The sequence below is a fragment of the Mycolicibacterium komossense genome, assembly GCF_025822605.1.
GTDB lineage: Bacteria > Actinomycetota > Actinomycetes > Mycobacteriales > Mycobacteriaceae > Mycobacterium > Mycobacterium komossense.
The window spans coordinates 225926-243487 of sequence record NZ_JACKTY010000029.1; the positions used below are offsets into that span (position 1 = coordinate 225926).

At 66.9% G+C, this 17562-nt stretch carries 18 protein-coding genes; 8 read left to right on the forward strand and 10 right to left on the reverse strand.

The genetic code is table 11. The features are described from left to right. The first annotated feature begins 54 nt into the window (after window positions 1–54). Window positions 55–1290, forward strand: a complete 1236-nt coding sequence (locus H7J73_RS14520; protein WP_264068151.1) for a M23 family metallopeptidase — start codon at window positions 55–57, stop codon at window positions 1288–1290. Between the two features lie 14 nt (window positions 1291–1304). Here the strand turns inward: H7J73_RS14520 and H7J73_RS14525 are convergent, their stop codons facing one another. Together H7J73_RS14525 and H7J73_RS14530 are read right to left on the reverse strand one after the other, a co-directional pair. Continuing rightward, the gene (locus tag H7J73_RS14525; RefSeq protein ID WP_264068152.1) at window positions 1305–1511 is read right to left on the reverse strand and encodes a hypothetical protein; all 207 of its coding nucleotides are present in this window, start codon (window positions 1509–1511) and stop codon (window positions 1305–1307) included. 17 nt (window positions 1512–1528) lie between these two features. Next, complete coding sequence (locus tag H7J73_RS14530) at window positions 1529–2458, reverse strand: SAM-dependent methyltransferase (RefSeq protein WP_264068153.1); 930 nt, start codon at window positions 2456–2458, stop codon at window positions 1529–1531. A 137-nt stretch (window positions 2459–2595) separates the two neighbouring features. Here H7J73_RS14530 and nei2 point away from each other — a divergent pair, with 137 nt between their 5' ends. Both nei2 and H7J73_RS14540 read left to right on the forward strand, forming a co-directional pair. Further along, a complete protein-coding gene (gene nei2 / locus H7J73_RS14535; RefSeq protein WP_264068525.1) occupies window positions 2596–3348 on the forward strand; it encodes an endonuclease VIII Nei2 in 753 nt (250 codons plus the stop codon). Between the two features lie 58 nt (window positions 3349–3406). Further along, complete coding sequence (locus tag H7J73_RS14540) at window positions 3407–3895, forward strand: DUF2834 domain-containing protein (RefSeq protein ID WP_264068154.1); 489 nt, start codon at window positions 3407–3409, stop codon at window positions 3893–3895. On the opposite strand, the gene H7J73_RS14545 is transcribed toward H7J73_RS14540, so the two are convergent. The 3 genes from H7J73_RS14545 to H7J73_RS14555 all read right to left on the reverse strand — a co-directional run bounded on the left by H7J73_RS14545 (window position 3882) and on the right by H7J73_RS14555 (window position 7967). Continuing rightward, window positions 3882–4766 carry a pseudouridine synthase gene (locus H7J73_RS14545; protein ID WP_264068155.1) on the reverse strand — a complete coding sequence of 295 codons (885 nt, stop codon included), beginning with the start codon at window positions 4764–4766 and terminating at the stop codon, window positions 3882–3884. The two genes, H7J73_RS14540 and H7J73_RS14545, sit on opposite strands and share 14 nt — an antisense overlap. Further along, window positions 4744–6468 carry a glycerol-3-phosphate dehydrogenase/oxidase gene (locus tag H7J73_RS14550; RefSeq protein WP_264068157.1) on the reverse strand — a complete coding sequence of 575 codons (1725 nt, stop codon included), beginning with the start codon at window positions 6466–6468 and terminating at the stop codon, window positions 4744–4746. The genes H7J73_RS14545 and H7J73_RS14550 overlap by 23 nt, the downstream gene beginning before the upstream one ends. Window positions 6469–6551: 83 nt before the next feature. Then, complete coding sequence (locus H7J73_RS14555; RefSeq protein WP_264068160.1) at window positions 6552–7967, reverse strand: NAD(P)H-quinone dehydrogenase; 1416 nt, start codon at window positions 7965–7967, stop codon at window positions 6552–6554. A gap of 53 nt (window positions 7968–8020) precedes the next feature. Here H7J73_RS14555 and H7J73_RS14560 point away from each other — a divergent pair, with 53 nt between their 5' ends. Further along, window positions 8021–8494 (forward strand): gamma-glutamylcyclotransferase family protein, encoded by a 474-nt coding sequence (locus tag H7J73_RS14560; protein WP_264068161.1) that lies wholly within the window; start codon window positions 8021–8023, stop codon window positions 8492–8494. A 51-nt stretch (window positions 8495–8545) separates the two neighbouring features. Here H7J73_RS14560 and H7J73_RS14565 read toward each other — a convergent pair whose 3' ends face one another. After that, window positions 8546–9715: a M20 family metallopeptidase gene (locus H7J73_RS14565; RefSeq protein WP_264068162.1), complete on the reverse strand. Its 1170-nt coding sequence runs from the start codon at window positions 9713–9715 to the stop codon at window positions 8546–8548. After that, window positions 9712–10896 carry an amidohydrolase gene (locus H7J73_RS14570; RefSeq protein WP_264068163.1) on the reverse strand — a complete coding sequence of 395 codons (1185 nt, stop codon included), beginning with the start codon at window positions 10894–10896 and terminating at the stop codon, window positions 9712–9714. The genes H7J73_RS14565 and H7J73_RS14570 overlap by 4 nt, the downstream gene beginning before the upstream one ends. A gap of 36 nt (window positions 10897–10932) precedes the next feature. Between H7J73_RS14570 and H7J73_RS14575 the strand changes: the two genes are divergently transcribed. Further along, on the forward strand, window positions 10933–11730 hold the full coding sequence (locus tag H7J73_RS14575) for a purine-nucleoside phosphorylase (protein ID WP_264068164.1): 798 nt from the start codon (window positions 10933–10935) through the stop codon (window positions 11728–11730). Here the strand turns inward: H7J73_RS14575 and H7J73_RS14580 are convergent. Then, on the reverse strand, window positions 11676–12803 hold the full coding sequence (locus H7J73_RS14580; protein ID WP_264068165.1) for an AbrB family protein: 1128 nt from the start codon (window positions 12801–12803) through the stop codon (window positions 11676–11678). The genes H7J73_RS14575 and H7J73_RS14580 overlap by 55 nt on opposite strands. Window positions 12804–12933: 130 nt before the next feature. On the opposite strand from H7J73_RS14580, the gene H7J73_RS14585 reads away from it, so the two are divergent. Next, window positions 12934–13380 (forward strand): MarR family transcriptional regulator, encoded by a 447-nt coding sequence (locus H7J73_RS14585; RefSeq protein ID WP_264068166.1) that lies wholly within the window; start codon window positions 12934–12936, stop codon window positions 13378–13380. Then, entirely contained in the window at window positions 13263–14918 is a 1656-nt protein-coding gene (locus H7J73_RS14590) for a phospho-sugar mutase (RefSeq protein ID WP_435405508.1), read from the forward strand. Before H7J73_RS14585 ends, H7J73_RS14590 begins: the two co-directional genes overlap by 118 nt. Here the strand turns inward: H7J73_RS14590 and upp are convergent. Beyond that, window positions 14900–15523 (reverse strand): uracil phosphoribosyltransferase, encoded by a 624-nt coding sequence (gene upp / locus H7J73_RS14595; protein ID WP_264068168.1) that lies wholly within the window; start codon window positions 15521–15523, stop codon window positions 14900–14902. The two genes, H7J73_RS14590 and upp, sit on opposite strands and share 19 nt — an antisense overlap. Window positions 15524–15571: 48 nt before the next feature. After that, entirely contained in the window at window positions 15572–16138 is a 567-nt protein-coding gene (locus H7J73_RS14600; RefSeq protein ID WP_264068169.1) for a YdcF family protein, read from the reverse strand. A 103-nt stretch (window positions 16139–16241) separates the two neighbouring features. Between H7J73_RS14600 and satS the strand changes: the two genes are divergently transcribed. Further along, complete coding sequence (gene satS, locus H7J73_RS14605; RefSeq protein WP_264068170.1) at window positions 16242–17522, forward strand: protein export chaperone SatS; 1281 nt, start codon at window positions 16242–16244, stop codon at window positions 17520–17522. The last annotated feature ends 40 nt before the right edge of the window (window positions 17523–17562 follow it).

The following is a 17562-nucleotide window of genomic DNA, read 5'->3' on the forward strand; positions in this document are numbered from 1 at the left end:
GGCGACGCCCCTGTCGACGAGAATTCCGCGAGCGATAGGCGAGACGAAAAATACATGCGCACAACACCGATCATTCTGTCCTGCGTCGCCCTGCTGGCGGGCTGCTCCTCTCCGCCGACGCCGGCTCCAGCCATTGCCGCCGACAGCCGTGGCGGTGTTCTGCCCGGGTACCCGCTGGACATCGACGTGGTCGCGCCCTTGGTCTTCACCACCCTCGGCCCGGACCCGATTCCGGTGCAGGGCACAGACGGAAAGTTTCACGTGGCCTATGAGGTCGCGGTGCTGAACGCGGGCCCGCGGCCGGTGTCGATCACGCAGGTGGAGACCCTCGCCAATGGGCCCGACGGCGCCACCGTCGCCCGGATCGATCAGAAGGAAACCGTCGCCCGCACTCTTCTGATCCCCAACTACTCACCCGCACCCATCACGGAGATCCCCGTGGGCCGCACCGCGGTATTGGTGCTCGACGACACCTACGCCGACCGCGCCGAGGTGCCCGCCGAGGTGACGCACCGACTGACCGCCACACTCGGCCCAGCAGGATCTGACACTGCGAAAGAGGGGGCCAGATATCCGGACGCGATCACGCAGATCGGTGGTGCAGTCCGCACCAGCACGCAATCACCCGTGGTGATCGGGCCGCCGCTCGCCGGCGACAACTGGGCGGCCCTCAATGGCTGCTGCTCCATCACCTCACACCGGGGAGCGGTGATGGCGGTCGCCGGGCGACTCAACGGCAGCGAGCGCTATGCCATCGACTGGGTGCGCTTCGATCCCCACAGTCATCCCCTGTCCACATTCACCGGCGCCGGGACGAACAACGCGGATTACCGAGCTTATGACGCCCCGCTGCTCGCCGTGGCGGACGGCACCGTATCAGCAGTGGTATCCGATATGAAAGAGGCTGTGCCCCATATTGTCCCGACCGATCTCACGTTTCCCCAGCTCGGCGGAAACTATCTCATCATTGATATCGGGGATGGCAACTTCGCGTTCTACGCGCACATGATCCCGGGATCGGCAGCAGTCAAGGTCGGCGACAAGGTCACCCGCGGCCAGGTCATCGGTCGCCTCGGAAACTCCGGCAACACCAGCGAGGCGCACCTACATTTCCACGTCTCACGAGCTCCGCTGCCGCTGTCCAGCGACAACGTGCCCTACCTGATCGACAAGTTCGCCGTCGTCGGTTCGATCGTCGGCCAAGACGTCGAGGCAGAACCGAAGCCCAGCGAGCGCACCAACCAACTCCCGCTTGACGGGAGCGTCGTCAACTTTCCGCCCGCTCAATAGCGGCCGAACTGCGGTCACTCGGCCTGCGAACGCTCCGAAGCTCGACGGACGCCGTCACGGATCTCGAACAGGTCCGTCGCCACGCCGCCGATGGCGCCGGCGACATCTTTCACGGCGGTGGTGATGATCGAGGCAACCTCTCCAACGGCAGAGGCAACCGACACGACCGTCTCCTGCAGGGCGTCCTTGCCGATCTCTGTCTTGCTCAGCTGTTCATCCATCGCCTCAGTCTTGCTGGTCAGCGCGCCAATGTCGAGGTGTAATAGGTGACGCCGTTCATCGTGGGCTGGTCGTCCCCGGTCTCCGGGATTCCGTCGAAACCGTTGGCCGCCAACAGTTCCCCCATGGGGGTGCCGACGGAAGTCCAGCCGCGCGCAGCGAGGTACGCACCCACGTCATGGCGTTCGCCGTCGAAGCCGAGCTCGCTGAAGTCAAGGTCGAATCCGTGCTTGCGCCACTTCTCGGTCGCCTCGCGCATCTTCTCCCTGACCGCATCCAGATCGAACTGTGGATTGTTGGGCACCGCCTCGGTCGCGATCCGACTGCCCGATACCCCCAGCTCGGTCACGGCGTCGAGCAGCCGGTCCTGCGCTTCCGGCGGCAGATATCCGAACAGACCTTCGGCGATCCACGCTGACGGCTTCGCCGGATCGAACCCCGCGCTCTGCAGCGCGGCAGGCCAATCGTTGCGCAGGTCGACCGCCACAGCGCGGACATCTGTTGTGGGCTCGGCACCCAAGCCGGCCAGCGTGGTCTGCTTGAACTCGATGACCTCGGGCTGGTCGATCTCGAAAACCACCATATCGGCGGGCCAGCTGAGCCGGTAGGCGCGCGCGTCCAGCCCAGAGGCGAGAATCACCGCCTGCCGAATACCTGCGGCTGCGGCGTCGGCGAAGAAGGTGTCGAAGTAACGCGTCCGGGCTGCCATCGCAGCAGGCATCTGCGCCAGCCCGAAACCGGAACCCGCCACGTCGAGGTCTACGCCGACGAACTCCCCCGTGGCCCACTTGGTCAAGAAATCGACACCGACGGCGCGGACCAAGGGTTCAGCGAAGGGGTCGTCGATGACCTTGTTCTTGGTGGCGATGGCGCGTGCAGCGGCCACCATGGTGGCGGTTGCACCCACACTGGACGCAAGATCCCAGCTGTCGTCGTCGGTCCGTGCCACGAAACTCTCCTCTGATGGTCGCTCTGCTTAGCTCACTTAACTAATCTGGTGCCGCGAGAGTTCCCCGGCCGGAAAAGACCGACTCTGTGACCTTGCCCACGCGCAACGGTCCGATCGCCGAAGGTACCGTCGTATCCATGCCCGAAGGCGACACCGTCTTCCGCACGGCAGAGAAGCTTCGTACCGCCCTGGTGGGCAAGGCATTGACGCGGTGCGACGTGCGGGTCCCGCGCTACGCGACCGTCGATCTGACCGGTGAGATCGTCGACGAGGTGGTCAGTCGCGGCAAACACCTGTTCGTCAGGGTGGGTCCGGCCAGCATTCATTCGCATCTGAAGATGGACGGCAGCTGGCAGCTCGGCGCGCTGCGCGTCCCCCAGCACACCGTGCGGATCATCCTGGAGACCGCTGATTGCCGGGCATCCGGCGTCGATCTGGGTGTACTGGAAATCCTCGACCGCAAAGCCGACATGGACGCTGTCGCTTACCTCGGGCCCGATCTGCTCGGCGACGACTGGTCGGCAGCGACGGCCGTCGAGAACCTGTGCGCCGACCCGGATCGACCGTTGGCCGAGACGCTGTTGGACCAGCGGGTGATGGCCGGGGTCGGCAATGTGTACGCCAACGAGCTGTGCTTCGTCGTGGGACTGCGCCCGACCACTGCGGTGACGGAGGTCAAGAATCCGCTCCGCCTCGTGACCCGCGCACAGCAGATGTTGTGGGCCAACCGATCTCGGGTCAACCGGACCACCACCGGGGACACCAAACCCGGCCGGGAACTATGGGTGTATGGCCGGGCAGGCAAGCCATGCCGTCGATGCGGGACGCCCATCGAGACCGACAAGGGCGGTGACCGGGTGACGTACTGGTGCCCGTCCTGCCAGCGCTGAACATCAAGTTTCGTCAAAAGTGACAAAACTTTTCTGAGTCCGACGCATACTGCAGACCATGATTTCGTTGATCGTCCACGCCGTCCTCGGAGTACTGACCGCCGTCTGGATCGTTCGCTCGAATCCGCAGATCTTTGCCAAACCCGCCACTGGTCCCCTGTTCTCGGGACTCGAAATCCTCTACCTGCTGACGGGACTGCTGGTGATCCCGATCTGCTGGTACTTCAACTACCAGTTCGTCCTGGAGTACAAGACGGGCGCCGACAACCCGATCTGGGGTCCTGGCAGCTGGCAGCAGTTCATCGTGCTGGGATACGACAATCCGGCGGCCGCCTCCGCCAGCGTCGACTACACCGTGATGAGCCTCATCCTCGTGCCCGTGTTCACCATCATCGACGGGATGCGGCGCGGTATCCGGCGCCCCTGGCTGTTCTTCGGATTCATCCTGTTTGCCACCAGCGCAACGGCTTTCGCGTGGTATTTCGCGGTTGCCGAGCGACAGCAGCGGCACCAGCGGACCCAGGTTGGCAACCTCAGTCACCTCTGAGTGATCGGCCACTGACGAAGTGCCGCCGCCGGCCACTGATCGGATCGTCGAACTCCAGCGTGTGCGCCAGTAGCTGCAGCGGCGCGCTGAAGTCCTCGGCGGCAATATCTTCGACCACCGGATACCACGGGTCGTTGACGATCGGCGCACCGATGGCGTTCATGTGCACCCGCAGCTGATGCGTCCGGCCGGTGCGCGGGGTCAGCCGGAACTGGTTGCCGCCCAGATAACAGATTTCGGTTTCCGCATTGGGTTCACCCAACTCTTCCAACGCCTGCAGCGTCCCGCGATGTTTGACGATGCGGCTGCGGACCACCGCGGGTATCTGCTCCGGAACCGTCTGCGCCACCGCCAGATACGTCTTGCCCACCTCCCGTCGCGCGAACAGCGTCTGGTAGCGGCCCCGCAACTCTCGCCGGGTGGTGAACAACAGCACCCCCGCGGTCAGCCGGTCCAGGCGGTGCGCCGGACTCAGCTCGGGCAGCTGCAGTTCTCGACGCAACCGCACCAATGCCGTCTGCGCCACATGACGTCCGCGCGGCATCGTGGCCAGAAAATGGGGCTTGTCCACCACCACGATGTCGTTGTCGCGGTGGAGGACCGGGATGTCGAACGGGACAGGAACCTCCACCGGCAGGTCGCGGTACAGGAACACGACGCCGCCCGGCGCCAGTACCGTCGTCGCATCCACGACCGTGCCGTCGGCGCACAGTACCTCTCCGCCAAGGACTTTCGCGCGGGCATCCGGCCCGAACCGCTCGGTCAGCTCGGCCAGCACCGGGCCGCCGTGCACCCGCACCCGCGCCGGCCCCAGACCGTCCCGGACCGGAAGCGGGGGCTCTCGGCGGCTACTTGAGCGGGACCGGTTCAAGGATCTCCGCGCGCGCCTCTGGTGCGGCCGCGCGCAGAGCGTCGGCCGAGGCATCGTCGGGTTGGGTCTGCGACAGCACCTCGGCCTCGACCCGCGCCGTGTACGTCACCACCTCGCGCTCGACGTCCTCGGCACTCCAGCCCAGCACCGGCGCAACGATTTCCGCCACCTCACGGGCACAGTCGACCCCGCGGTGCGGATATTCGATGGAGATCCGCATCCGGCGAGCCAGGATGTCCTCCAGGTGTAGTGCCCCCTCTGCTGCCGCCGCGTAGAGTGCCTCCACCTTCAGGTACACCGGGGCATCGGTGATCGGTGCCAGGAGTTCGGGGGCGTCGGCCGCCATCGCCAGCACCTCGTCGATCGCCGAGCCGTAGCGGTCCAGCAGATGGCGGACGCGATACGGGTGCAGGCCGTAGGTCGCACCCACCCGCTCGGTCTGGTTGACCAAGGCGAAGTAGCCGTCGGCACCCACCAGCGGCACCTTCTCGGTGATCGACGGCGCGACCCTGGTCGGGATGAACTCCGCCGCCGCATCGATCGCATCGGCCGCCATCACGCGATAGGTGGTGTACTTGCCGCCCGCGATCGCCACCAGGCCGGGCGATGGTGAGGCCACCGCATGCTCACGGGACAGTTTGGACGTCTCCTCGCTCTCACCGGCCAACAGCGGACGCAGACCGGCATACACGCCGTCGATATCGTCGTGCGTCAGCGGATTGGCCAGGACGGTGTTGACATGCTCGAGGATGTAGTCGATATCGGCCTTGGTCGCCGCTGGGTGCGCCAGGTCGAGATTCCAGTCGGTATCGGTGGTCCCGATGATCCAGTGTGTACCCCACGGGATGAGGAAGAGCACCGACTTCTCGGTGCGCAGGATGATGGCGACCTCGCTGACGATCCGGTCGCGGGGCACCACCACGTGCACACCCTTGGATGCCCGGACCCGGAACCGGCCGCGCTGATGCGACAGCGCCTGGATCTCATCGGTCCACACGCCGGTGGCATTGACCACCACGTGGCCGCGCACCTCGGTGATCGCGCCGTCCTCTGAGTCCCGAATCCGGACCCCGACCACCCGATCACCCTCGCGCAGGAGGGCGACGACCTGCGTCGAGGACCGCACCACCGCGCCGTAGTGGGCCGCGGTGCGCGCGACGGTCATGGTGTGCCTGGCGTCGTCGACGACGGTGTCGTAGTAGCGGATGCCGCCGATCAGAGCGTTCCGCTTCAGGCTCGGCGCCAATCGCAGCGCGCCGTGCTTGGTCAGATGTTTCTGCGCCGGAACGGATTTCGCGCCACCGAGCTGGTCGTAGAGGAAGATGCCCGCCGCGATGTACGGCCGTTCCCACACCCGGTTGGTCAGCGGGAACAGAAACGGCAGCGGCTTGACCAGATGGGGCGCCAGTGTGGTCAGCGACAACTCGCGCTCGTGCAGGGCTTCACGCACCAGACCGAACTCCAGCTGCTCGAGATAGCGCAGTCCGCCGTGGAACATCTTCGACGATCGACTCGAGGTGCCCGAGGCGAAATCGCGCGCCTCGACCAGGGCCACCTTCAACCCGCGGGTGGCCGCATCGAGGGCGCTGCCAGCACCGACCACACCACCGCCGATGACGACGACGTCGAATTGCTCGTTGCCGAGGCGTTCCCAGGCCTGGGCACGCTGTTGGGGGCTCAGGAAGGAAGCCGACTCGCTCACGCGTACTCCTCGTTACTTGTCAGTTGCAGTCCACGCTACGTGTGTGCATCGTCCGGCGCGGGCCCCAGCGCGTTCCCTAGCCGTCAGTCGAGGTCGTCATGTGCCACCAACCGGCGAGCGGCCTCGATCACCGAACCGGACAGCGACGGGTACACCGACAGCGTCTGCGCCAGGTCGCGCACCGTGAGGTGGTTCTGCACGGCCAGCGCGATCGGCAGGATCAGCTCCGAGGCGATCGGGGCGACCACCACTCCGCCGATCACCACACCCGTCGCGGGCCGGCAGAAGATCTTGATGAAGCCGCGCCGCAACAACGACATCTTCGCCCTGGCGTTGGTGGTCAGCGGCAGCATGAGGGTGCGCGCCGCCACCTCACCGCTGTCGATCGCGTTCTGCGAGATGCCGACCGCGGCGATCTCCGGCCTGGTGAAGACCGCCGCGGCGACAGTACGCAGCCGGATCGGCGCCACCTCGTCACCGAGCGCGTGATACATCGCAATCCGGCCCTGCATGGCCGCGACCGACGCCAGCGGCAGCAGCCCGGTGCAGTCCCCCGCCGCATAGATTCCCGGCGCCGAGGTGCGCGACACCCGGTCGACGGACAGGTAGTTGCCCCTGCTCAGTTCGATGCCCACCCGCTCAAGGCCGAGCCCGCCGGTGTTGGGTACCGAGCCGACCGTCATCAGTGCGTGGCTGCCCTCGACGGTCCGGCCGTCGGCCAGTTTCACCAGCACGCCGTTCTCGGTACGGGTCACCGAATCCGCCCTGGCGTTCTTCACCAGCTTCACGCCGCGCTCGGCCAATGCCTCTTCCAACACCGCGGCTGCGTCGCTGTCCTCATGGGGCAGGATCTGGTCGCGGCTGGCGACCACGGTCACGTCGACGCCGAGTTCGGTGTAGGCGTTGCAGAACTCGGCGCCGGTCACCCCGGAGCCGACGATCACCAGGTGCTCGGGCAGCTCGGTGAGGTCGTAGAGCTGACGCCAGGTCAGGATGCGCTCGCCGTCGGGCACCGCGCCAGGCAGCACCCGCGGGCTGGCGCCGGTGGCGATCAACACGACGTCGGCTTTGAGTACGCCGATCTTGCCGTCGGGGGTGGTGACTTTCACCCGGTGGTGCGCCATACCGGGAATGTCGTCGACCAGCTCGCCACGGCCGCGGACCACCGTGACGCCCTCGCGCACCAGCTGCGAGCCGATATCGGCGGACTGGGACACCGCGAGTGTCTTCACCCGGTTGTGGATCTGGGAGAGCGTGATCTTGGCGTCCTCGATCGCGATATCGAAGCCGAGCCCCGATGCGCGGCGCAGTTCGGTGCGGACACCGGTCGAGGCGATGAACGTCTTGGAGGGCACGCAGTCGTGCAGAACGCAGGCTCCTCCGACGCCCTCGGCCTCGATGAGGGTGATTTGGGCGGCCTCACGGCCGTGGGATGCGGCGACGAGCGCGGCCTCATAGCCGGCAGGTCCACCACCGATGATCACGATGCGGGCTGGCACGCTCATAACCTAGTCAACAACCGGCGATCGGGCTTACGTCTAAGCTTTTCCCCGTGCCGATCTACGCCGCCTACGGGTCGAATATGCATCCCGAGCAGATGCTCCAACGGGCGCCGCATTCACCGATGGCCGGGACCGGCTGGCTGCACGGCTGGCGGCTGACCTTCGGCGGCGAGGACATCGGCTGGGAAGGCGCGCTGGCGACCGTCGTCGAAGACCCGGATGCGAAGGTGTTCGTGGTGCTGTACGACATGACCCCCTCCGACGAGAGCAATTTGGACCGGTGGGAAGGCTCGGAGTTCGGCGTCCACAAGAAGATTCGGTGTCGAGTGCACCGCGAATCCTCGGACACCACAACCGATCCCGTGCTCGCCTGGTTGTATGTGCTCGACGCCTGGGAGGGGGGTATCCCCTCGGCCCGCTATCTCGGCGTGATGGCGGATGCTGCGGAGATCGCCGGCGCCCCGGGGGACTATGTGCACGACCTGCGAACCCGCCCAGCTCGCAATATCGGGCCCGGCACCTAGGGGTTTCGGCGTGGAGCCAACCGCTGAGCGGTCGCGAGCACGCCGAAATCCCTAAAACGCGGCGGACTGCTCCACGATGTTGACCATCACCTGGATACCGACGCCGAGTGCCCGCTCATCGAGATCGAAGGTCGGCTGGTGCAGGTCCAGCTGCGGGCCCTGCCCACTCCATACCCCAAGCCGCGCCATGGCCCCGGGGATCTCCTCCAGGTACCAGGAGAAGTCCTCGCCACCGCCGGACTGCCGGGTTTCGGCCAACGCATCGGGGCCGACTGCTTCGATTGCGTGGGTCATGATTCGGGTCGAGATCTCCTCGTTGACCACCGGGGGCACTCCCCTGCGGTAGTTCAGCGAGTGCTCGATGTGCAACGGCGCCAACAGGTCCGACACGATTTCGGTGACCAAGCCTTCGAGCTCCACCCAGGTGTCGCGGCTCGCCGTGCGGATGGTGCCGGCCAGCGTGCCGCTCTGCGGAATGGCATTGGCGGCAACGCCGGCATTGACCGCACCCCAGACCATCACCGTGCTGTGGCGGGGATCCACGCGGCGCGACAACACACCGGGTAGGCCGGTGATCAGTGTGCCCAGCCCGTACACCAGATCACCCGTGAGATGCGGGCGCGACGTGTGCCCGCCCGGTGAGTGCAGGGTGATTTCCATGGCGTCGGCGGCCGACGTGATCGGACCGGGGGTGATCGCGACGCGACCGACGGCCAGCCGAGGGTCACAGTGCAACGCGAAGATCCGTGACACCCCCGATAGCACGCCGGCGTCGATGGCGTCGATCGCACCTCCGGGCATCAGCTCCTCGGCGGCCTGGAAGATCAGCCGGACCGAGACCGGCAGATCCGGCATCGAGGCCAGGGCCAGGGCGGTGCCCAGCAGGATCGAGGTGTGTCCATCGTGGCCGCAGGCATGTGTGACGTTCGGGACCGTCGAGGCATAGGGCGCTCCCGTGCGTTCGGCCATCGGCAGCGCGTCCATATCGGCACGCAACGCCACCCTGGGCAGATGCTCGGGCCCGATGTCACAGGTCAGACCGGTGCCACCGGGAAGAACCTTGGGGTTGAGACCGGCATCGGCGAGACGTTCGGCGACGTATTGCGTGGTGGCGAACTCCTGCCGCCCGAGTTCGGGGTGGCGGTGAATATGCCTGCGCCACAGCACGACATCGTCGTAGTGCTCGGCGAGCCAGGCCTGCGTGCCTTCGCGCAGGCTCATGCGCGCACCCGCTGCTCGTGGGCCGCCAGCACCCGGTCCCGCTGCGCCGGCGTCTCGGCAAGCGCCACCACAGTGCGCGCCAGCATGATGGCGCCGTCGATGACGGCCTGATCGCCGCTGGGGCCTGCCGCGGCGGCCGCGAACGCGGGCTGGTGCACCGACGCCCCGCCTGCCTCAACGCCGACGAGAGGGTGGATCCCCGGCATCAGTTTGGTGACATTGCCCATATCCGTGCTGCCCAGTGGCAACGCCGCCTCCAATTCCTTGGGCACCGGGGTGCGGCCGAGCCGTTCCATTTCGGCGCGGAACGTGTTGGCCAGCCAACCGTCCGGGGTCAGTTCCTGATAGAGCGGCGACGCCTCGGTGACGTCGTACTCGCAGCCGGTCCCCAACGCACCCGCCAGGAAACACCCCGACATCCGCTCTTCGAGCGTATGCAGGGACGACGATTCGGTGGCCCGCATGGTGTAGCGCATCTCGGCATGGGCGGGAATGACGTTGGAGGCCTGCCCACCGTCGGTGACGATGCCGTGCATCATCTGACCGGGTTCCAGGTGCTGGCGCAGCAGCCCGATCGCGACCTGCGCGATCGTGACGGCGTCGGCAGCATTGATACCGAGAAAGGGCGCCACCGCGGCGTGCGATTCACGGCCGCGGTAGCTGACGTTGACCTCCGACAAGGCCAGAGACCGTGCGGCGGCGATATCCACCGGACCGGGATGAACCATCACCGCCGTCGCGATGTCGTCAAAGACGCCGGCGCGCAGCATCAACACCTTTCCGCCGCCGGCCTCTTCAGCCGGTGTGCCCAGCAACACGACCGTGAGCCCGAGGTCATCGGCGACCTCCGCCAGCGCGAGCGCCGCACCGACCGCCGACGCGGCGATGATGTTGTGCCCGCAGGCATGCCCGATCCCAGGCAACGCGTCGTACTCGGCGCAGACCCCGACCACTAGCGGGCCGCTGCCGAATGATGCGAGGAACGCCGTGTCCAAACCGCCCGGCGCCGTCGTGATCTCGAAGCCCCGCTCAGCGGCCAGGGCCTGGGTTTTGGCACAGCTGCGATGTTCGGCGAACGCCAACTCGGGCTCGGCATGAATCGAATGAGAGAGCTCCACCAGGTCGCCGCGGCGGCGAAGGACGACGTCCTCGACATTGTTCAACGCCGTGGCTGTGGGCATCACAGCAGTATCGCACCACCGTTAGGCTCCCTCTCTGTGAGCACTGACCCCGCTGCGGCGGCCCAGCAGGCCGCGGCCGCCATCGCCGAGCGCACCGGCGTCGCACGCCACGACGTGGCCGTCGTCCTCGGCTCGGGTTGGGCACCCGCTGCGGGCGCCCTGGGCACACCGTCCGCTGTGGTCCCGATGTCCGAGCTGCCCGGTTTCACCCCGCCGAGTGCGGCCGGCCACGGCGGTCAGGTGATCTCGCTGACGGTGGCCGACAACCGGGTGCTGGTGCTGTTGGGCCGGATTCACGCCTACGAGGGCCACGAGCTGCGCCAGGTGGTCCATCCGGTCCGCACGGCCTGCGCGACCGGTGTTCACACCGTGGTCCTGACCAACGCAGCGGGCGGCTTGCGCAGTGATTTCGGCGTGGGCCAGCCGGTGTTGATCAGCGATCACCTCAACCTAACCGCGCGGTCCCCGTTGGTGGGCGCGCAGTTCGTGGATCTCGTCGACGCCTATTCACCGCGGTTGCGGGCGCTGGCACGCGAGATCGACCCGTCGTTGACCGAAGGCGTGTACGCGGGCCTGCCGGGACCGCATTACGAGACACCCGCCGAGATCCGGATGCTGCGCACTCTCGGTGCGGACCTGGTGGGGATGTCGACGGTGCACGAGACGATCGCCGCCCGTGCGGCCGGCGCGCAGGTGTTGGCGCTGTCCCTGGTGACGAACCTGGCTGCGGGGATGACGGGTGAGCCACTCAGCCACGAGGAAGTGCTGGAAGCGGGCCGTCAGTCGGCGACGGCAATGGGCTCTCTGCTCGGCTCGGTGATCGCTCGGCTCTGACGGCTGAATCGCGAGGTCAGCGCGACCATCCCGCGGGCCAGCAGCGGTGCGCAGAACAGCATGACCAGCACGCGCAGCACCTGGGCAGCGATGATGAACGTGACATTCGAACCGGTTTCCACCGCGGTCGCGAGCACGGCGTAGATACCGCCCGGACTGGTCGCGAGATAGCCCTCCAGCGGCGTCAGACCGGCGACACGGGCCAGCAGCACACCGAGCCCGGCGGTTCCCACCGACAGCAGCACGATGAGCCCCAGCGCCAGAGGCAGCGCGCGACCGATGGCGCGCAGTGACTCCCTGGTGAAGGCGACACCGGCCTGCCAGCCGATCAGCACATAGCCGATCTGCACCAGCAGCACCGGCACGCTCAGACCGAAGGACAGCCCGGTCAGCTCGAGAAGGATCGTCACGGCCATCGGGCCGAGCAGACCCGCACCGGGCAGCCGGACCAGTTTGGCCAGCGCGGCACCGCCGATCGCGATCACGGCGACCAGCGCGAGGCTGAGATACCAAGGCGCCGAGAGATTTTCGGCGGCAGTCGGCGTTGGGTGCGAGCGATCCGGCCGAAAAGCCAGCGTCACCACGATCGGCATCGTCGCGGTGACCAGTCCCACCCGCAGGTACTGCACCACGGCGACCACCCGTTCGTCACCACCGAGTTCACGGGCGATGGCCACCAGACCGGAGGCACCGCCCGCGACCAGGGCGAGCGCTCCGGTGAGCGGACTGACGTCGCGGTGCAGACCCATCAACGCGCCGGCCGCCACGCTGATCAACAAGGTGGCGAGGACGACACCGAGCACGATCGGCCAGTGTGAGCCGAGCGCACCGATGGCATCACCGTGCACCATGGTGCCGATGTAGACGCCGAGCACGCCTTGCGCAAGCAGGCCGGCGCGCCTGGGCACTCCGGACGGCGCGAGCGATACCAGGGCCAAGACGATGCCCACGCCGAGTGCGGCGAACAGCGCAGCGGACGGCACACCGATGTGAGTCAGCGAGACGGCGACAGCCGCGGTGACCACTGCCAGCAGGAACCAGCGCCCCAGCTGCCACTGGACTTTCCTGGCCATATGGTCTGCACCTCTTTCCCTACTCATCCATTGATGACAAGTATGCCCTTGCTTTTATTTCGACTCAACTCGGCATTTCTGCGTGATTCCCACTGATATACCAAGGTATAACTTGGTTATGATGCGTGAGATGTCCGGACGTACACCCGCAGCGACGGAGTTGCGCGAGTCGCTGATGGCCCTGGCCCGCCAGATGCGCAGACACCGCCCGGACACCGGGTTGACCCTCAGCCAGCTGGAGATGCTGGGTGAGGTCAGCCGCCTCGGGGTGACTACCCCCGCCGAGCTGGCGGTACGCCTGCATGTACGCGTGCAGTCGCTGACCGACAGCATCAACGAGCTCCAGGCCGAGGAGCTGATTTCGCGGCGACCGGACCCCGTCGATCGCCGTCGACAACTTCTGGAGGTCACGCCGCGCGGCGCGGCCCTGCTCGACGACGACCGCGCCGAGCGCGACGCCTGGCTGCACGCCACGATGCGCGACAACCTGTCCGAACTGGAGTCCAATCTCCTGATGCTCGTTGCGCCGGTCCTGCGCAAGCTGGCCGACGCCGAAGCGGCACAATCAGCGTCATGATGTCCACTGCACCCCTGACCTTCGGCACCGCCGGTCTACGCGGCCCGATGAGGGAAGGCACCGGCGGGATGAACATCGAGGTGGTCACCCGGGCCAGCTGGGCCGTCGCGCGCGTGCTTCAGAACCGAGACTTGGGCGGGTCCACCGTCGTCGTCGGCCGCGACGCCCGCCACCACTCGGACGAATTCGCCATGGCGACCGCTGAAGTAATTGCTGCGCAGGGCTTTTCGGTGATGCTCCTGCCGGACCCGCTACCCACTCCGGTGGTCGCTTTCGTGGCGAGAAAGAGCGGCGCGGCGGCCGGAATCCAGATCACCGCGTCGCACAATCCGGCGACCGACAACGGCTACAAGGTGTACTTCGACGGCGGCGTGCAGATCATCTCCCCCACCGATCGCGAGATCGAGGCCGCCATGTCCGTCGCCCCGCCCGCCGAACAGATCGCCCGCGCCCCGGTGTCCCCGACGGACACCGCAGTGGTGCTGCAATACATCGAGCGCGCCGCCTCGGTCCGCTACGGCCACGCCCCGGCACGGATAGCCCTGACCGCGCTCCACGGTGTCGGCGGTAACACCGCGCTCGAGGTTTTGCAGCGCGCCGGTTTCACCGATGTCCACCCGGTCGCCGAACAGTTGGCCCCCAACCCCGACTTTCCCACCGTGGCTTTCCCCAACCCGGAAGAACCGGGAGCCACCGACCTGGTGCTCGCGTTGGCCGCCGACGTGGGTGCCGACGTCGCCATCGCCTTGGATCCCGATGCCGACCGGTGCGCGATGGGCATTCCGACCGAACATGGCTGGCGGATGCTATCCGGCAACGAAACCGGTTGGCTGCTGGGCGATTACATCCTCTCCCAGGTGGACCCCGGCACCGTCGTGGAGCACACCGTGGTGGCCAGTTCGGTGGTGTCCTCACAGATGCTGGCAGCCATCGCGGCCGATTTCGGCGCGCAGCACGTCGAAACCCTGACCGGTTTCAAATGGTTGGCGCGCGCCGACGAAGGCATGCCCGGCCACACCCTGATCTACGCCTACGAGGAAGCGATCGGGCACTGCGTCGACCCGTCGGCAGTGCGGGACAAGGACGGGATCAGCGCGGCGGTGCTGGTCTGCGATCTGGTGGCGACGCTGAAGGCCCAGGGCCGCAGCGTGACCGAGGCACTGGACACGCTCGCCCGACGACACGGCGTGCATCTGACCTCATCGGCGACCGCGCACATCGACGACGCAGCCACGGCAATGGAACTGCTGCGCAACGATTACCCCGCCCAGATCGGCGGCTTCCCGGTAGCGGTCACCGATCTTCTGCAGCGCCAGGGCCGGGAGCGCACCGATTGCCTCGTCTACACCGGCGGCGACGCACAGACGTCGCTGCGAGTGGCGGTCCGTCCGTCGGGAACCGAACCGAAGATCAAGTGCTACATCGAGATCCGCGCGGCAGTACAGGATGACCTGGACAGCGCGCGGACCCGCGCGACCGGGACGCTACGCGCCGTCGAAACCGACGCTGCCGCGCTCGTTCAGCGCGGGCCGAACTGACGATCGCCCGCGTCGCCGAGCCCGGGCACGATATAGGCGATGTCGTTGAGGCCGTCATCGATGGTGGCGGTGTAGAGCCGCGCGCCTGGCGCCGCCTTCTCGAGCACACCGATACCCTCGGGCACCACGACGACGCAGACCACGGTGATATCGACGGCCCCGCGCGAGTGCAGCAGCCCGATGGTGTGCGCCATCGAGCCGCCGGTGGCCAGCATCGGATCGAGCACCATCACCGGTTGCGTGCTCAGATCCTCAGGCAGCGATTCCAGGTACGGGGTGGGCTGATGGGTTTCCTCGTTGCGTGCGACGCCGACAAAGCCCACCTGGGCCTCCGGAATGAGCACCTGCGCCGCCTCGGCCATCCCCAGCCCGGCGCGCAGCACCGGTACCAGCAGCGGCGGCCTGGCCAGCCGGGAACCGGCCGTCTCAGCGATCGGCGTGCGGACGGTGAGGTCCTCGCTGGGCAGATCGCGGGTGGCCTCGTAGACGAGCATCAGCGTGAGGTCGCGCAGCGCGGCGCGGAATCCGGCGTTGTCGGTGCGCTCATCCCGCAGGGTGGTCAGCCGGGCGGCGGCCAGTGGGTGATCGACGACGCGGACATCCATAACCGATGACCATAAGCGGTCACCGCCGGGCACGCGCTGCCCGTGACGCTAAGCACCCGCGCACCCCAGCACCACGGCCTTGACCAGACCGCCGAACTGGTAGGCGTAGATGTACGTCCACTGCACCAGGTCGTAGGGGTAGACGTGCGGAGCCGGGCGCATCGTGACGGTCCCGTCGAAGCACTGGTGAAAGATGTAGCGCGCCCGAATCAGGTGGAAGTTCCACGACACCACGATCACGTGTTTCCACTGCTGCTGGGCCGCGGCGCGCTCGACGAACATCGCCTCACCGCGAGTGGTGAACGGCGACGGGCGAAAGCAGATCACCGTGATCGTCGCAGTGCCCGACGCACACGCCCGGGCGATCGTCGGATCACCGGCGTCATAGGAGTTCGAGATGACGACGGTGTCGGCGTAGCCCTGCCGGGCCAGATCCAGGCCGTAGTCGATGCGGCCGTCCTTGTCACCACCGAGCACCACGATGGCATCGGCTTTGCCCAGCAGATCGCCGTGCGGCCGGGTGAACAGGAAATACCCCGCTGTGTAGAACACCAACAGAGCCGGCAAGATGACCGCCGCCGCCGCCAAAGCAGCCCGGCGCAGCCTCCCTTCCACCGCGCCAGGATACAGGCGTGACAGTCCCCGCCCGAGGTGTCGCAGGTGTCGATAAGGCGGGGAACCGGCAGACCGTTCAACGGGCGTCGTTATCCTGTGCCGCATGGCTGCTGACCTTGTCCCAATCCGTCTCGGCATCACCGCGGGCGACCTCTACACACTGTGGGCTCCGCGCTGGCGCGACGCCGGCGACGAATGGGAGGCGTTCCTCGGTAAGGACGAAGACCTCTACGCATTCACCAGCGCCGCGGATCTGGTCGCCTTCGTGCGCACCGACACCGACAACGATCTGGTCGACCATCCCGCCTGGAAGAAGGTCACGGAAGGTTCCGCGCACAAGCTGGACCCCGACGAGGCCCGACAGTTCGACCTGATCGCCGTGACCGAACTGGTCGCAGAGAAACCGACCGAAGAATCGGTGCAGACCCTGGCCAGCGCGCTGGCAATCGCTTCGTCCATCGGTTCGGTGTGCGAGCTCCCCGCGGTGACCAAGTTCTTCAACGGCAACCCGACGCTGAGCAGCGTCAACGGGGGCATCGACGAGTTCACCGGCAAGGCGGGACTGAAGCGGTGGAACAACATCGCCGTCATCGTCGGGCGCAGCTGGGACAACGTCATCGCCGCGATCGACGAGATTGTCAGTACCCCCGAGGTCGACGAGGCGCAGTCGGCCAAGGCCGCCGAAGAGCTGGCCGAGCCCGCCCCTGAAGAGGAGGAGGTGCTGGCCGGTCCCGACCTGGACGACACTGACGACGACTCCGATACCGATGAGCCCGCTGTCCTGACCGTCGACACCGCTGAGGTGGCTGCCGAGAGCAGCGGCCTGGTGCTCGGCGACGACGAGGACTTCTGGGTCAAGGTCGGAATCGACCCCGTCCGGATGCTGACCAGCTCGGGCACCTTTTACACGCTGCGCTGCTACCTCGAAGATCGTCCGATCTTCCTCGGCCGCAATGGCCGCATCAGCGTGTTCACCTCGGAGCGCAGCCTCGCCCGGTACCTGGCCGACGAACACGATCACGACCTGTCCGGTCTGAGTACCTACGCCGACATCCACACCGCCGCCACCGATGGATCTCTCGACGTCGAGGTCGACGAGGACAACGTCTACGTACTGACCGGGCTGTCCGACGATCTCGCCGACGGACCCGACGCCGTCGACAACGATCAGCTCGAACTGGCCGTCGAATTGCTGCGCGATATCGGCGACTACTCCGAAGAGGACACCGTCGACAGGGCACTGGGTACGAACCGCCCCCTCGGAGCCTTCGTCGCCTATGTCCTTGACGGCACCGGCATCAAGCCGGCCGGCCCGTACGCCAAGGTCGTCGACGAGTTCGAGAAGCTCGAACGCTTCGTGGATTCGCGCCTGCGCAGGGAGTGACGGCCCCCTGAACTGGGATTTCGGCGTGCTCGTCTGCGCT

Bases quoted from the DNA above. Each gene is read 5' to 3' on its own strand.
- H7J73_RS14520 (WP_264068151.1), top strand. From the start codon at position 55: ATGCGCACAACACCGATCATTCTGTCCTGCGTCGCCCTGCTGGCGGGC.
- H7J73_RS14525 (WP_264068152.1), bottom strand. From the start codon at position 1,511: ATGGATGAACAGCTGAGCAAGACAGAGATCGGCAAGGACGCCCTGCAG.
- nei2 (WP_264068525.1), top strand. From the start codon at position 2,596: ATGCCCGAAGGCGACACCGTCTTCCGCACGGCAGAGAAGCTTCGTACC.
- H7J73_RS14540 (WP_264068154.1), top strand. From the start codon at position 3,407: ATGATTTCGTTGATCGTCCACGCCGTCCTCGGAGTACTGACCGCCGTC.
- H7J73_RS14565 (WP_264068162.1), bottom strand. From the start codon at position 9,715: ATGAGCCTGCGCGAAGGCACGCAGGCCTGGCTCGCCGAGCACTACGAC.
- H7J73_RS14570 (WP_264068163.1), bottom strand. From the start codon at position 10,896: ATGCCCACAGCCACGGCGTTGAACAATGTCGAGGACGTCGTCCTTCGC.
- H7J73_RS14580 (WP_264068165.1), bottom strand. From the start codon at position 12,803: ATGGCCAGGAAAGTCCAGTGGCAGCTGGGGCGCTGGTTCCTGCTGGCA.
- H7J73_RS14585 (WP_264068166.1), top strand. From the start codon at position 12,934: ATGTCCGGACGTACACCCGCAGCGACGGAGTTGCGCGAGTCGCTGATG.
- upp (WP_264068168.1), bottom strand. From the start codon at position 15,523: ATGGATGTCCGCGTCGTCGATCACCCACTGGCCGCCGCCCGGCTGACC.
- satS (WP_264068170.1), top strand. From the start codon at position 16,242: ATGGCTGCTGACCTTGTCCCAATCCGTCTCGGCATCACCGCGGGCGAC.